The organism is Clostridium sp. UBA1652, from assembly GCF_002320975.1.
In the GTDB taxonomy this organism is placed as follows: domain Bacteria; phylum Bacillota; class Clostridia; order Clostridiales; family Clostridiaceae; genus Clostridium_T; species Clostridium_T intestinale.
Map to the genome: position 1 here is coordinate 1 of NZ_DCLI01000096.1, position 15,089 is coordinate 15,089.

The 15,089-nt window shown below is 31.6% G+C and carries 13 protein-coding genes and 1 other annotated feature; all 13 genes read left to right on the forward strand.

The window, feature by feature from the left end; translation table 11 throughout:
• Nucleotides 1-295: 295 nt before the first annotated feature.
• The 13 genes from B3N22_RS22815 to B3N22_RS22875 all read left to right on the forward strand — a co-directional run bounded on the left by B3N22_RS22815 (nt 296) and on the right by B3N22_RS22875 (nt 15,075).
• Nucleotides 296-1,057, forward strand: coding sequence for a DeoR/GlpR family DNA-binding transcription regulator (locus B3N22_RS22815; protein ID WP_286910884.1), 762 nt, complete (start codon nt 296-298; stop codon nt 1,055-1,057).
• A gap of 17 nt (nt 1,058-1,074) precedes the next feature.
• Nucleotides 1,075-2,013, forward strand: coding sequence for a 1-phosphofructokinase (gene pfkB / locus B3N22_RS22820; protein WP_286910890.1), 939 nt, complete (start codon nt 1,075-1,077; stop codon nt 2,011-2,013).
• 3 nt (nt 2,014-2,016) lie between these two features.
• Nucleotides 2,017-2,460 carry a PTS sugar transporter subunit IIA gene (locus B3N22_RS22825; RefSeq protein WP_286910892.1) on the forward strand — a complete coding sequence of 148 codons (444 nt, stop codon included), beginning with the start codon at nt 2,017-2,019 and terminating at the stop codon, nt 2,458-2,460.
• Between the two features lie 30 nt (nt 2,461-2,490).
• On the forward strand, nt 2,491-3,855 hold the full coding sequence (locus tag B3N22_RS22830) for a PTS fructose transporter subunit IIC (RefSeq protein WP_286910894.1): 1,365 nt from the start codon (nt 2,491-2,493) through the stop codon (nt 3,853-3,855).
• A 108-nt stretch (nt 3,856-3,963) separates the two neighbouring features.
• The gene (locus B3N22_RS22835) at nt 3,964-4,536 is read left to right on the forward strand and encodes a nitroreductase family protein (RefSeq protein ID WP_286910896.1); all 573 of its coding nucleotides are present in this window, start codon (nt 3,964-3,966) and stop codon (nt 4,534-4,536) included.
• A gap of 56 nt (nt 4,537-4,592) precedes the next feature.
• Nucleotides 4,593-4,809, forward strand: a binding site (T-box leader).
• Between the two features lie 203 nt (nt 4,810-5,012).
• Nucleotides 5,013-6,296, forward strand: coding sequence for an aspartate--tRNA(Asn) ligase (aspS, locus tag B3N22_RS22840; RefSeq protein WP_286910898.1), 1,284 nt, complete (start codon nt 5,013-5,015; stop codon nt 6,294-6,296).
• Nucleotides 6,297-6,455: 159 nt separating this feature from the next.
• A complete protein-coding gene (locus tag B3N22_RS22845; RefSeq protein ID WP_073022141.1) occupies nt 6,456-6,611 on the forward strand; it encodes a zinc-ribbon domain-containing protein in 156 nt (51 codons plus the stop codon).
• 173 nt (nt 6,612-6,784) lie between these two features.
• Nucleotides 6,785-7,918: a zinc-dependent alcohol dehydrogenase gene (locus B3N22_RS22850; protein ID WP_286910900.1), complete on the forward strand. Its 1,134-nt coding sequence runs from the start codon at nt 6,785-6,787 to the stop codon at nt 7,916-7,918.
• Between the two features lie 266 nt (nt 7,919-8,184).
• Complete coding sequence (fusA, locus tag B3N22_RS22855; protein ID WP_286910901.1) at nt 8,185-10,281, forward strand: elongation factor G; 2,097 nt, start codon at nt 8,185-8,187, stop codon at nt 10,279-10,281.
• A 187-nt stretch (nt 10,282-10,468) separates the two neighbouring features.
• Nucleotides 10,469-10,705, forward strand: a complete 237-nt coding sequence (locus tag B3N22_RS22860; protein ID WP_286910903.1) for a hypothetical protein — start codon at nt 10,469-10,471, stop codon at nt 10,703-10,705.
• Between the two features lie 119 nt (nt 10,706-10,824).
• Nucleotides 10,825-11,772 (forward strand): ROK family protein, encoded by a 948-nt coding sequence (locus B3N22_RS22865; protein ID WP_286910905.1) that lies wholly within the window; start codon nt 10,825-10,827, stop codon nt 11,770-11,772.
• Between the two features lie 129 nt (nt 11,773-11,901).
• On the forward strand, nt 11,902-14,355 hold the full coding sequence (locus B3N22_RS22870) for a tetratricopeptide repeat protein (RefSeq protein WP_286910907.1): 2,454 nt from the start codon (nt 11,902-11,904) through the stop codon (nt 14,353-14,355).
• Between the two features lie 78 nt (nt 14,356-14,433).
• The gene (locus B3N22_RS22875) at nt 14,434-15,075 is read left to right on the forward strand and encodes a histidine phosphatase family protein (RefSeq protein ID WP_286910909.1); all 642 of its coding nucleotides are present in this window, start codon (nt 14,434-14,436) and stop codon (nt 15,073-15,075) included.
• Nucleotides 15,076-15,089: the final 14 nt, after the last annotated feature.

Below are 15,089 nucleotides of genomic sequence, written 5' to 3' on the forward strand. Positions count from 1 at the left end.
GGTTGGAGGTTCGAGCCCTCTTCGCGGAGCCAATTTGATTATTACACTAGGATTTTTCCTAGTGTTTTTTTGTTTTTAATCTAATATAATTAGTATAGTATCCTAAAAACATTCATTTGAATGTTTTATTTTATATAAGAAAAGTATAAGATGTCGATTTATTCGTTTGTGCTCATTTGTGAATAAATATGATTATTTTTGTTGACAAGTTTAAATTCTTAATATAAAATGAGATTAAGCAATCAAACAAATGCAAAAATGAGCAAATATTTTAAGATAAGGTGTGAAATATATCATGTTTGCGCAACAAAGACAACAAATTATTTCTGAAATTTTAAAAGAAAAGAGCAGTATAAAGGTAAATGAAATATCATTAATGCTCAATGTATCAGAGTCAACCATAAGAAGAGATTTGCAGGAGATGGAAGAAAAGAATCTTCTTACGAGAACACATGGGGGAGCTGTAGGGGTAGATAATAAAACTAATTACGAACCTTCATTTCAAGATAAGAAAGATGAAAGAATTGATCAGAAAAAAAAGATAGCAGAAACTGCAAGTGAATTCATTCAAGATGGAGATACAATAATAATGGATTCTGGGACAACTACTTTAGAGTTAGCAAAAAGAATTAAAGCTAAAAACTTGACTATAATAACTAATTCTATTGATATTGCATCAGAACTATCTAGTAATAAAGACATAGAAATAATAGTAACAGGTGGATCATTAAGAGTTAATACAAGAGCAATGGTTGGTAACATGGCAGAAGCTGTACTTAGAAACTTTAGAGTAGATAAAGTTTTTTTAGGGGCTAACGGTATATCTATAGAAGAGGGAATAACTACTCCTAACTATGCAGAGGCTCAAACTAAAAAAATTATGATGACTCATGCTAAAAAAGTTATAGTGATGGCAGATAGTAGCAAATTCGAAAACGTTTCGTTTTCAGTTATATGTCCAGTTAAAGCTGTAAGTATGATAATAACTAGTGATGATATTGATAAAACAATAATTGAAGAATATGAAGAAGTTGGAGTGGAGATAATAACAACTTAGATATAGGAGGTGATTTGATGGTAATAACTGTGACGCTTAATCCAGCAATAGATAAAACACTAATTGTAGATGGCTTTCAGTTGGGATCTGTAAATAGAACTATGGATGTAAGACATGATATTGGAGGAAAAGGTGTTAACGTTTCTAAGGTTCTAAAAAATTTAGGAATAGATTCCTTAGCAATAGGTTTTTTAGGCGGAGTATTTAGGAAATCTTTTGAATCTGAATTAGATAAAAGGAATATAACTCATAGATTTGTTAAGATAAAAAATGATACTAGAACCAATATGAAGATAGTAGATAATATTAATAAAACTTATACTGATATAAATGAAGCTGGTCCTCAGATATCTAAAGAAGAGCTAAATGAATTTATAGATATATATAAAGAAGTTTGCAAAGAAGGGGACATAGTTGTTCTATCAGGTGGAGTGCCTCGAGGTATATCAAAAGATATATATAAAGTTTTGACAGGAATTGCAAAAGAAAAAGGGGCTTTAGTAATTATTGATGCTGAAGGGGAGCTTTTGGAAGAAGGAATGAAAGAAAAACCCTTTGCTATAAAGCCAAATGATCATGAATTGTCAATTATGTTCAACGAGGATTTAAAGGATGAAAAAAGTATATTAGAAAAAGCCTTGTTGGTAAAAGATAATATGAAGATATCTAAGATACTAGTATCTATGGGATCCAGAGGAGCATTATATATAACTGATAAAGGAAAATACATAGCTGGAGGATTAAAGGTACCTGTAAAAAGCACTGTAGGTGCAGGAGACTCCATGGTTGCAGCTTTAGTGTATTCTATAGTAAAAGAATTAGATGACGAAAATACATTAGGTTTTGCTCAAGCTTGTGGAGCAGCTACAGTTACCTTAGAAGGTACAGAGGCATGTAGCAAAAAACAAGTTGAAGAATTACTACCAAAATCAATGGAACTTATAAGGAGGATATAACATATGGAAATAAAAGATATGTTTTCTAAAGAAAGAGTTTGCTTACAATTAGGAGCTAAAAATAAACTTGAAGCAATAGATGAATTAATAGATATATTAGTTAAAGATGGCAAGATTAACGACAAAGAGACATTTAGAAAAGCAGTACTAAAAAGAGAGGAGGAATTTTCTACAGGAATAGGAATGGGAATAGCTATACCACATGGTAAAAGCGATTCAGTAAATGAGGCTGCTATAGTTTTTGGGAAAAGTGATCAGGGAATAGATTATGGTTCAATGGATGATAAGCCTGCACACTTATTTTTCTTAATAGCAGTACCACAAGATAGTAACGACATACACTTAAGAGCATTAAGTCAAATATCAAGAAAATTAATGCATACAGATGTAAGAAACGCAATCATGAATTCAAGTAATTTTGAAGAATTTATAAAAGTATTTGAGTAAAATATTAAAAATTATTATGGGGGTATTATTATGAAAATAGTAGCAATAACATCCTGTCCAACAGGAATAGCCCATACATACATGGCTGCCGAGGCATTAGAAATGGCAGCCAAAGAAATGGGTCATCAAATTAAGGTTGAAACTCAAGGTTCTGTAGGTGCTGAAAACGTATTAACAGAAAAAGACATTGCTGAAGCAAACTGTGTTATTATAGCAGCAGACACTAACGTATCTAAAGATAGATTTGTTGGTAAAGCATTAGTAGAAGTAGCAGTTTCAGAAGCAATAAAGGATGCTAAAGGACTTATTGAAAAAGCTAAAGGTGCTAAGGTTTTAAAAGCTGAAGTATCTGAAGAAACAAATAAGGACAAAAAAGAAGGCTCTTCACAAAAGAAAGGTGTATATAAACATCTTATGACTGGTGTATCATACATGATTCCTTTTGTTGTTGCAGGTGGTATCTTAATAGCATTAGGATTTGCATTTGGTGGAATCTATGTTTATGAAAATGTAGGTTCATTTGGAGAAGTAATATTCTCAACTGGTAAGGCTGCATTCGGTTTTATGGTGCCTGTACTTGCTGGATTTATAGCATACTCAATAGCTGACAGACCTGGTATAGTACCTGGATTTGTAGGTGGAGCTTTAGCTAATACTATAGGTGCTGGATTCTTAGGAGCATTACTTGCTGGATTTATAGCTGGTTATGTTGTTATAGGTATTAGAAAATATATCAAATTACCAAAATCTATGGATGGATTAATGCCAGTATTAATTATCCCAGTATTATCAACTTTTATAATAGCAATTATAATGACATTTGTTTTAGGTGGTCCTGTAAAGGCAATTAACGATGCAATGAATTCTGGATTAGTTAGTTTAAGCGGAAGTAGTAAAGTTCTTTTAGGTTTAATATTAGGAATAATGATGGCAGCAGATATGGGTGGTCCTATAAATAAAGCTGCATACGTATTTGGAACTGCAACTTTAGCTAATGGAAGTTCTTCAGCTATAATGGCAGCAGTTATGGTAGCTGGTATGGTACCTCCTTTAGGAATAGCATTAGCAACAGTTATATCAAAGAAAAAATTCACTGTTGAAGAAAGAGAAGCTGGAAAAGCTAACTGGGTAATGGGATTAGCATTCATAACTGAAGGAGCAATACCATTTGCAGCAGCTGACCCTGTAAGAGTAATACCTTCACTTATGGCTGGAGCAGGAGTAGCAGGAGCACTTTCAATGTTATTTAATGTTACATTAGCAGTTCCTCACGGTGGAGCATTCGTATTAGCTTTACCAAACGTAGTAACTGGACTTGGAATGTATTTAATAGCTATGGTAGCAGGAACTGTAGTAAGTGGAGTTCTTCTATCAGCACTTAAAAAAGAAGTATAGTATATAAATATAAGGGAGTTATAGCAAACTATCAAATAATTTGCTATAACTCTTTTTTTATTCTATAATTTAATTAATAATAATTATCAGTTAATGGGAGTGATGACTATGGAATTAAAAGAGGCAATAATTAATAGAAGATCCATAGGCAATGTTGAGAACAAAGAGGTTCCTAAAGAAATAGTTGAAGAAATAATAGAGTCTGCAAAGTGGGCACCTACAAGATTCTTAACACAACCTTGGAGATTTTTTGTTATAACAAAGGAAGGAAGACAATCTCTATCTAAGGTAATTGAAGAGATTGCAATTGATTTAGGTACAGATCCCAACACCGAAGAAGGAAAAAAGAGATTAGAATTAGAACGAAATAAACCATTTAGAGCACCCGTCATTATAGCTGTTGCAGCAGAAGTAAGTGAAAAAGAAAGAGTGATAAGACTTGAGGAGCTTGGAGCTGTATATGCTGGAATACAAAATATGTTGCTTACAGCTCATTCATTAGGTATAGCTGCATATTGGAAGACTGGCAAGGAGTGTTACCACCCTAAGATGAAAGAGTTTTTTTATCTTAAGGAAAAAGATGAAGTATTAGCATTTATATATTTAGGCTATTCCTCAAATTCTAAAGATGTAGCACAAAGAATATCAACAAAAGATCTAACTACATGGATTGAGTATTAAGATATTTAATAGTATTGACTTTCTTTTGAGTTTAGGAATATAATATATAAAATATTATAAATTCTATGAAGAGGATAGTAACTAATTAGGATTCTTATAGAGAGCGAAGGATGGTGAAAGCTTCGCAGAAAAGTTTTTAGTGAAAGACACCTTAGAGAAGTTTATTTGAAATCTAGTAGGATAAATCGGTTGCTACCGTTAAAAGGCTTAAAGATAATCTTTTTATATATTAGATTAAATAAGGATGGCACCGTGGGTAAACTCACTCCTGTTAAGGAGTGAGTTTTTTTGTTTTTATTTATATATATTTTAAGGTTAATTAGGATGGTACCGTGAAGTATAGCTTTGCTCCTAAATGGAGTGAAGCTTTTTTTATTCTTTAGGAGTTGGTATTTTTTATTCAAATGTCCGGACATTCGAACATTTGGACATTTGAAAAATTAAATAAAAGTTTTTATAAATGAAAGGAGTCAATTATGAAAAGAATAATGATTAGTAGGCTAGAAGAGTCTATAGGAGAAAAAATATTTATACAAGGATGGGTTCACAGAGTTAGAATTTTAAAAAACATTTCCTTTGTAATAGTAAGAGATAGAAGTGGAATGGTTCAATGTGTGGTTGACAAGGATATAGATTTAAATAATTTAACAAATGAATCTGTAGTAGAGATAACTGGAGTAGCTAAAGAAGGAAAAAACTCTTTAAATAATTTTGAAGTAATAGTTGAAGAAATTAATGTTATAAATAAAGTAGAAGAGATACTTCCTATAGAAGTAAATAAAAATTCTTTAGATATTTCTTTAGAAACATTATTAAATAATAGAGTGCTAAGTCTTAGAAATGAAAAAAATAATGCAATTTTCAAAATTCAGCATATATTGTTACAAGGGTTTAGGGAGTTTCTATCAAAAGAAGATTTTACAGAAATATTTTCTCCTAAGATTGTAGCTGAGGGTGCTGAAGGAGGAACATCTGTATTCAAATTAAATTATTTCGGGAAAGAAGCCTATTTATCTCAAAGTCCACAGTTTTATAAACAGATGATGATAGCAGCAGGATATGAAAGAGTTTTTGAAATTGGCAATTTTTTTAGAGCAGAAGAGCATGACACAAGGAGACACTTAAATCAATTTACAAGTATGGACGTAGAATTGGCATTTATAGAAGATGAAAATTCAATTATGGAGATAGAAGAAAAACTTCTACAGTATATGTTTAAAAAATTAGTTAATGAAGGTGAAAAATATATTAAATTACTAAACATTAATGTGCCTAAAATTAATACAATACCAAGAATAGAATTTAAAGAAGCACTAAAAATATTAGAAGAAAGTTATGGAAAGATTATTAATGACATTGATTTAGATTCTGAAGGAGAAGAACTTATAAGTAAATATGCTAAAGAGAAGTTTGATTCAGATTTTATATTCATAACTAATTATTACAGAGAAAAAAGACCTATGTATACAATGCCTAAAGGAAAAGAGGGTACTAAATCTTTTGACCTTATATTTAGAGGAATGGAAATAACATCTGGAGGACAAAGAATTAATGATTACAAAATGTTAATAGAGAGCTTTAAAGCTAAAGGACTAAATCCAGAAGACTTTAGAAGTTATATAGATACCTTTAAATATGGAGTACCAACTCACGGTGGGTTTGCTATAGGATTGGAAAGGTTTTTAGCTTTATTGTTAGAAGTTAACAATGTGAGGGAAACTAGCCTATTTCCAAGGGATAAAAGTAGACTTGTCCCTTAGAAATACTGTTCTTATGAGTAAAATAATCCTTGCATCAATACAATAATTATGATATTATAAACAAGTAATAAAAAGTAAAGATATAAGAAGATAATAATTTTCTCCAGTTTTAGAGAATTTGTTAATCACTTATAAATCTTTAAAAATGGAGGAATTGAAATGGCAGATAAAACTATCGTTTGCAGAGATTGCGGAAAAGACTTCGTTTTCACTGAAGGAGAACAAGCTTTTTACAAAGAAAAAGGATTCGACAATGAACCAGTAAGATGCGTTGATTGTAGAAGAGCTAAAAAACAACAAAACAATAGAAGATAATTATTGTAAATGTTGAAGCTATAAGATTTAATCTTATAGCTTTTTTGCGTTTAAAAATATATTTTGATAATGAGATTTATGTTTAATATAAAAATAAAGTATAACTAAATAAATTATAGGTTTTAAGCAGATACTACCTAAGAATAAAATAAATTTATTTGGAGGAGTTACAGATGAAAGCTATAGTTTATGAAGGTATTAGAGATGTAGAAGTTAAACAAGTAAAAGATCCTACTATTCAAAAATCGGATGATATAATAGTTAAAGTAACTTCTACAGCTATCTGCGGATCAGACTTACATTTAGTTCATGGATTTATACCTAACCTTCCTAAAGGTTTTGTATTAGGACATGAAACTATGGGGATTGTAGAAGAGGTAGGAAAAGATGTAACTAAGGTTAAAAAAGGAGATAGAGTAATAGTTCCGTTTCCGGTTTCTTGCGGGCATTGTTGGTATTGTGAACATGATTTATGGAGTCAATGTGATAACTCAAATCCAAATGGAGAAACCGGAGGATTATTAGGATATAGTAATACTTTTGGAGGTTATGATGGAGGGCAAGCACAATATCTAAGAGTTCCTTATGCAAATGTTGGTCCTACTATAATTCCAGAAGAGTTAACAGATGAACAAGTTTTGTTTTTAACTGATATTTTACCAACATCACTTTGGGGTGTTGATATTGCAGAAGTAAAACCAAATGATACAGTTGTAGTTTTAGGATCCGGACCAGTAGGATTATTAGCTCAAAAATGGGCTATTTATAAAGGAGCTAAAAGAGTAATTGCAGTTGATAGAGTAGGATATAGATTAGAGCATGCTAGAAAGTATAATCAAGTTGAAACTATCAATTTTGAAGATTATGATAATACAGGTGAATATATTAAAGAAATAACTAGTGGAGGAGCAGATGCAGTAGTAGACTGTGTTGGTATGGATGGTAAGATGTCTACTATAGAAAAGATTGAGTCTGCTTTAAAACTTCAAGGAGGCTCAAAATCCGCCATTGAAATAGCCTCTCAAGCTATTAGAAAAGGTGGAACGGTGGCTTTAGTAGGTGTTTATGGATCTAAATATAATGCATTTCCACTAGGAGATTTCTTCTCAAGAAACATAACTCTAAGGATGGGGCAATGTCCAGCACATACATATGTAGATCCTATATTAGAGCTAATTAAAGAAGGTAAATTTGATGCTACTGATATAATAACTCATAGGTTATCAATTGATGAAGGAAAACATGCTTATGGTATATTTGATGCTAAAGAAGACAATTGTATAAAGGTTGTTTTAAAACCTAATTAATATATGGAAGAATACAGTATGAAAATATTGTATTCTTTTTTATTTATAAATAGAAATTGTTTGAATATTTAGAAAATTAAAAGGAAATATAATAAATATGGAGAATATATAATAATAAAAGCGTTCTATCTATAGAGTTAGGAATAATATTTTAATACTATTAATATTTTAATATAGATGACTTAGCTGAAATTTTTTCAGCATCATATAGCCTAAACTTTAAAGAAAGGTGGGTGAATGTTGAGGCGCAGGACCTTAACACACGTATGAAAGAGTACAAAATTTCCAATTTAAGAAATGTAGGAATAGTTGGACACAGTTCATCAGGAAAGACATCTTTGGTAGAGGCTTTATTATTTACAACAAATACAATAGACAGATTAGGAAAGACAGAGGAAGGAACTACTGTAAGTGACTATGATTTAGAAGAAAGAAAAAGGAGGATATCTTTAAACACCACAATTTTACCTTTAGAATATGATGATAAAAAGATAAATTTATTAGATACTCCAGGTTATTTCGATTTCGTAGGCGAAATGGTTCAAGGCATGAGAGCAGTAGATGTAGCAACAATAGTAGTATGCGGTGTATCAGGTGTTGCAGTAGGTGATGAAAAAGCGTGGGATTATTGTAATAAAATAAAACTCCCTAGGAGCTTTTTTATAAATAAGCTAGATAGAGAAAACTCTGATTTTGATAGAGTTTTAGAAGACTTAAAAAATAGGTTTGGTATAAGTGTTGTACCTATTCAATATCCAATAGGAAAAGAAGATGATTTTCACGGAGTAGTAAATGTTATATCTAGAAAGGCGAGAATATATAGTAAAGGAAATCCTAAAGGGGTTTTCTGTGATATACCACCTGAACTAGAGGGAAAGATAGATAGCTGTAAACAGGCTATCATGGAAGCTGTTGCAGAGACTGATGAAGAGCTTCTAGATAAATACTTCTCAGAAGGTGAATTATCTGATGAAGAAATATATAAGGGACTAATTAGGGGCTGTGCAAATGGGGATGTGGCACCTGTTATGTGTGGCAGTTCTACATCAGCTATAGGTATGGATGTATTACTTGAAGATATATGCGAATGTTTCCCATCACCTGAATATGCACTTCCGCAAAAGGGAATTGATTTACAAACTGATGAAGAGGTTTTCATGAACTATGATGAAAATAAGCCTTTTTCTGCATTTATATTTAAAACAATTGCAGATCCTTTTGTAGGAAAATTATCTCTATTTAAAGTAATTACAGGAAAAGCTAAAAATGATTTAAGTATATATAATTCTAATAAAGATAAAAGTGAGAAGCTAAGTAATTTATATTTTATGAGAGGAAAGCAGCAGGTAGTAACTAAAGAAATTATAGCTGGCGATATAGGGGCCATAGCTAAGCTCCAATATAGTGCAACAGGGGATACCTTATGTGAATCTACTTTCAAAATAAAATATGATAAAATTAACTTCCCAGAGCCGGTAATATCTATGTCTATATTGCCAAAGAGTAAAGGTGATGAGGAGAAGATATCATTGTCTTTAGGCAAATTATTAGAAGAAGACCCAACCTTTAAAATAAGTAGAGATATAGAGAATGCAGAAACCATAGTATCCGGGGTAGGAGAAGCACATCTAGAGGTTATAGCTGCAAAGATAAAGAATAAATTTGGAGTGGATGTATTGCTTCAAGAACCAAAGGTTCCATATAGAGAGGCTATAAAAGGCGTTGCTGATGTTCAAGGAAAACATAAAAAGCAATCAGGTGGACATGGTCAATATGGAGATGTATGGATTAAATTTGAGGCAAGAAATGATGGAGAAGATGAGCTAGAATTTATTGATAAGGTTGTTGGTGGGTCTGTACCTAGAAACTTTATACCAGCAGTTGAAAAAGGTTTAAAAGAATGTATTCGTCACGGGGTATTGGCTGGCTATCCAGTTATAGGATTAAAAGCTACTCTTCATGACGGCTCTTATCATACAGTAGACTCATCAGAAATGGCATTTAAGATAGCTGCTTCTCAGGCCTATAAAAAAGGTCTAGAGAAAGCTAATCCTATTTTGTTAGAACCTATAATGTCTGTAACCATAAGTATACCAGAAGACTATATGGGAGATATAATAGGAGATATTAACAAGAGAAGAGGAAGAGTTTTAGGAATGGAACCAGATAAAAAGCTTCAAAAGATTATAGCAGAAGTACCGATGGCTGAGATGTTTAAGTATGCTACAGACCTTAGAAGTATAACTGGAGCTAGAGGTAGTTTTGAAATGAAGTTTGAGAGATATGAAGAAGTTCCAGCTTCAGAAACCTTAATTATAATAGATGAAGTAAAGAGGAGCAGGGAGCTTAGAAACGAAGCCTAATAATATAATAATGAGAAATATAAACACCTATAGGATAAAATTTCCTATGGGTGTTTTCTATTAAATAGGGTATATATTTATGCTTTCTTGGTTAAATTAATTTCAATAAAGAATATAGGAATATAAAGGGGAATATGCTAAGTAATAGGTGCCTGAAATTAGAGTGGTTCACTAGGAGGGTTCACATATGTCAGAATATAAAATGGAGATAAAAGGAGAAATAGGATTAAGTGATTATAGTAATATTTATGATTATATAGGAGTTGTAGATACTGCGGATAACTTTACTATAACATTAGATTCATCCCAAGCTGAAAACCTAGATATAATATGCTCAATGCTTAAAGATAATAAGTTTAGCATAGTGTATCAAGGGGAAGATTCACAAGGAAATTATTTTATTAATGCTATAAAAAAGAAGTGAGAATTTGTATATACTTATGTTATAATAAGTATGTTATGTATTGAGAATACTAGTTTTAAGCGAACTAGTATTTTATTAGAGTTTTATTGGGACAAGTTATAAATCTAGGAGGGAAATCTATGAAAAATTATGTAGTAGGTGTTGACTTAGGAGGAACAAAGATCAGCTGTGCCTTATCTGATCTTGAGGGTAGAGTTGTAGCTCAAACTACAATACCAACTTTAGCACATGAAGGAGATAATCCTGTATTAGGAAGAATAATCAAAACTATAGAGATGGTTTTAGAAGAAGGAAACGTTGCAACTAATGAAGTAGCTGCAATAGGAATAGGATCACCAGGACCTCTTGATGCAAAAAAAGGAATTATAGTAACTACACCGAATCTTCCATTTAAAAACTTTCAATTAGTACAGCCAATAGAAGAAAAATTTTCTATTCCAACTTATCTAGACAATGATGCTAATGTAGCTGCAATAGCAGAATTTATGTTTGGAGCAGGTAAAGGAACTGAAAATATGGTATATATAACAGTAAGCACAGGTGTTGGTGGAGGAGCTATATTAAATGGTAAAATATATAGAGGAAGCACCACTAATGCCTTAGAAGTAGGTCATACTACTGTATTCCCAGGTGGCCCAAGATGTGGATGTGGAAATTTAGGATGTCTAGAAGCTACTTCTTCAGGAACAGCTATAGGTAGACGTGCAAATGAAGCAGTAAACAGTAAAGTAGAAACATCATTAAGAGATTATGAAACTGTTACTTCATATGAAGTATTTAAAGAAGCAGAAAAAGGCGATGCTGTATCTAAGAAGATATTAGATGAAGCATTCAACTATCTAGGAATTGGTGTAGCTAACATAATAGCAAGCTTTGACCCAGATAAGGTTATAATAGGTGGAGGCGTTTCAAAGGGCGGAGATGTACTATTTAATAAAGTACAAGAAGTTGTAAACGAAAGATGCTTCAAATCAATGGCAGAATACTGCAAGATAGTTCCAGCTGGATTAGGAACAGATGCTGGTGTTCTAGGAGCTGTGGCTCTAGCTATAATGGAAAGTAAATAGATTTTGTATAAAGGTAGGGATTGTTGATCCTTACCTTTTTTTCATGTGAAACTTCTTTTTATTGCATTGAAAAAATATTATGATATATAATATTAAGAATAGGAAAATAAATACAGTAAGGAGTAAGGCATGGATTATAATTATAGATTTTTGAAACTAGAATTTTTAGACATATATGAAGAGCTAACTAAGCTAGAGATGCCATCAGAAGAGTATCATTATATTCTGGAAAATGCAATTCTTCTAGTAGTAAAAAGAGCTTATGAAAAACTTTCAATAGAATATATAAATGAAGACATTAAAATATGCCTTAGAAACCTTATGGTTAAAGGATATATAAATGAAGAACTATACCATGATATTATTAATCTCCTAAATACAAAGAGAAGCTTTGATGAGGAGTGTGGGAGAGTCATGTATGAAGTAAGTACATGGCTTGTAACAGAATTTGGAGAAGAGGATTATTCTCTATTTATGGACAACCTAACAGAAAAGGAAAAGAATATATTTAAGAAATACATCTATCCAAAAGAAATAAGTATTGAAATAGTAGAAAATGAAGAAGAGAATTTAAAAACACTAGAGAATATACTTCCTTATTATGAAGAAGAAGTTGAGGACGAGGAGTTATCTGCTTTAATAAATGATGGTGAAGATTATTACTATGGAAGAAATGATAAAGAGAAGGACTTGGAAAAGTGTTTTGAATGTTTTAGCGAAGCTGCAGACTTAGGAAGTTCTTATGCTCAATCTTGGATAGGATATTTGTATGAACTTGGGCTAGGAGTAGAGAAAGACTACGACAAAGCGTTAGAATGGTATAAAAAATCTTCCTTAAGCGACAATGCCTATTCTCAGTGGGCAATAGGAATGATGTATCTCTCTGACAAAAAGCCGGATAATGACTATAAGATGGCTTTATATTGGTTTACAAAGTCAGCGGAAAATGAATATGCTCCAGGACAATATCAGCTTGCGAATCTATATTATGATGGTGATGGAGTAAATCAAAACTATGAGGAAGCTTTCAAGTATTACTCAAAGTCGGCAGGGTATGGTTATTCACCAGCGGAATTCATGTTAAGCACTATGTATAAAAATGCTTTAGGGATAGAAGAAGATATGGTAAAGGCTGTGTATTGGTGTAAAAAGGCAGCAGAGCATGGTTATCCCCCAGCGCAATTAATAGCAGGAAAACTATTAACACAAGGTTTTAATATAGAACAAGATAAAAATAAGGGAATAGAGTTCATAGAGAAAGCGGCAGAAGAGGGAATGACGGAAGCATACAATTATTTGGCAGAACTATATGAAGGTAATTATGGACAAGAAAAGGACCTTAATAAAGCGCTAGACTATTATGAGAAGTCTACAGAGTTAAATGATATTGAAGGAAAACTTTCTCTTGGATTGTATAAATTATATGGTTATGCCGGACAAACTGACTATAAAGGAGCTTATGAAATATTTTCAGAGCTTGCAGATAAAGAAAAAGATCCTAGTGCAATGGTAAGACTAGCAATAATGTATATTGAAGGTTACTATGTTGAGAAGGATTTAGATAAGGCATTAGAGCTATCTATTAGAGCCTCTGATCTAGATTATGGGAGTGCATATATAAATGCCGGTTATATATACGAAAGAAAAGATTTTTTGAAAAGAGATGTTAACAAAGCTCTAGAATATTATAATAAAGCTTGTGAAAAGGAAATGCCAGAGGCATTCTTTAACATTGCTATGTTATATAGAAATGGTGAATTAGGTGAAATTAATGGAATTAAAGCCTTTGAATACTTTAAAAAGGCGGCTGACTTAGGAGATTTGGAAGCTGCAGCGTATGTAGGAGATTATTTAGAGTATTCTTATGGAGTAACATCTAAAGACCACTATGAAGCATATAGGTATTATTATATGGGATATGAATATGGGCTTAACCAATCTAGTTATGCTATAGGAAGATTCTATAAAGATGGTATGATAGTAAAAAAAGATTATAAAAAGGCTTTTGATATTTTTTCAAGCATTTATGAAAAGGGATATAAATATGCTTCAGCGGAATTAGGTGAATGTTATATATTTGGATATGGAGTTAAACAGGATGTAGAAAAGGGCATAGCTTTATTAAATCAAGGAATAGAGCTAGAAAATCCTAGAGCGTTTTTAATAATGGGGGATTGTTATCAACTTGGATTGGGTGTAAAAAGAAAAAAGAGTAAAGCCATAGATTACTATATACAAGCTTTTAAAAAGGCAGAATGGGATGCGGCACTTAAGCTTGCGGAAAATCAATATAAACTAGGTGGAATAATAAAAAAATATAGTAGTATATTTAGATTTTTAGAAGTTGGAGCAGATAATGGACATGGCGGATGCTGCTTTAATATAGGGCTATTATATTATTATGGAAAAGGACATAGAAAAGATTTAAGGAAATCAAAGGAATATATATTAAAAGCGTGTGACTATGGAATACTAGAGGCTGAAAATTTCTATAAATTAAAGTTTTCAAAAATAGGGGAAAGTTCTATAGAAGCAACAAAGATATCTTCAGGACAATATTTTGTTAATATTTTAAAAAAATGATTTTATAAAAAAGATATCTCTTTTGAGATATTTTTTTTATACTTATAATTAAAAGAGAAAAAATTTTAGGAGGAGAATATGAAAACTACTATATATTTAACAAGACATGGAGAAACTATATGGAATTTAGAGAAAAGACTACAAGGATGGAATAACTCTCCTTTGACAAAAGACGGAATAGAGCAGGCAAAAAATTTAAGCAAAAGACTAGAAGATATAAAGATTGATGTAATATATACAAGCCCTTCAGAGAGAGCGTTTAAAACAGCAGAAATTTTAAAAGGAGAAAAAGATTTAGAAATAAAACTTCATGAAGGTTTAAAAGAAATGGGTTTTGGACTATGGGAAGGAATGGTATGGGAAGAAATAGAGAACTCTGAGAAATATGGAAAGGAACTATATAACCTATATTATAACCCTAAAGAATATAAACCTTTTGAAGGAGAAGAAATAGATATTTTTGAAAAAAGAACTAAAGAAGCTTTAGAGGAGATAATTGAGAACAATAAAGGAAAAGATGTTTTAATAGTTACTCATGGAATTACTTTAAAGCTGATGGTTGGGTATTTTGAGAACTTAGGAATTGAAGAAACTATTAAAGGGATAGTTATGGGACAAACTTCTCTTACAAAGATAACTATTGAAGAAGATACATATAATATAGAATTTAAAAATGATACTAGTCATTATCAAGATGACTACATAAAAAAAGGCTGGTAATAAGAAGATAAGTA

Excerpts from the sequence above, each read along its gene's own strand:
- B3N22_RS22875 (WP_286910909.1), top strand. The coding sequence starts at position 14,434 with ATGAAAACTACTATATATTTAACAAGACATGGAGAAACTATATGGAAT.
- fusA (WP_286910901.1), top strand. The coding sequence starts at position 8,185 with ATGAAAGAGTACAAAATTTCCAATTTAAGAAATGTAGGAATAGTTGGA.
- B3N22_RS22860 (WP_286910903.1), top strand. The coding sequence starts at position 10,469 with ATGTCAGAATATAAAATGGAGATAAAAGGAGAAATAGGATTAAGTGAT.
- B3N22_RS22835 (WP_286910896.1), top strand. The coding sequence starts at position 3,964 with ATGGAATTAAAAGAGGCAATAATTAATAGAAGATCCATAGGCAATGTT.
- B3N22_RS22850 (WP_286910900.1), top strand. The coding sequence starts at position 6,785 with ATGAAAGCTATAGTTTATGAAGGTATTAGAGATGTAGAAGTTAAACAA.
- B3N22_RS22830 (WP_286910894.1), top strand. The coding sequence starts at position 2,491 with ATGAAAATAGTAGCAATAACATCCTGTCCAACAGGAATAGCCCATACA.
- B3N22_RS22865 (WP_286910905.1), top strand. The coding sequence starts at position 10,825 with ATGAAAAATTATGTAGTAGGTGTTGACTTAGGAGGAACAAAGATCAGC.
- B3N22_RS22815 (WP_286910884.1), top strand. The coding sequence starts at position 296 with ATGTTTGCGCAACAAAGACAACAAATTATTTCTGAAATTTTAAAAGAA.
- B3N22_RS22845 (WP_073022141.1), top strand. The coding sequence starts at position 6,456 with ATGGCAGATAAAACTATCGTTTGCAGAGATTGCGGAAAAGACTTCGTT.
- aspS (WP_286910898.1), top strand. The coding sequence starts at position 5,013 with ATGAAAAGAATAATGATTAGTAGGCTAGAAGAGTCTATAGGAGAAAAA.
- pfkB (WP_286910890.1), top strand. The coding sequence starts at position 1,075 with ATGGTAATAACTGTGACGCTTAATCCAGCAATAGATAAAACACTAATT.
- B3N22_RS22825 (WP_286910892.1), top strand. The coding sequence starts at position 2,017 with ATGGAAATAAAAGATATGTTTTCTAAAGAAAGAGTTTGCTTACAATTA.
- B3N22_RS22870 (WP_286910907.1), top strand. The coding sequence starts at position 11,902 with ATGGATTATAATTATAGATTTTTGAAACTAGAATTTTTAGACATATAT.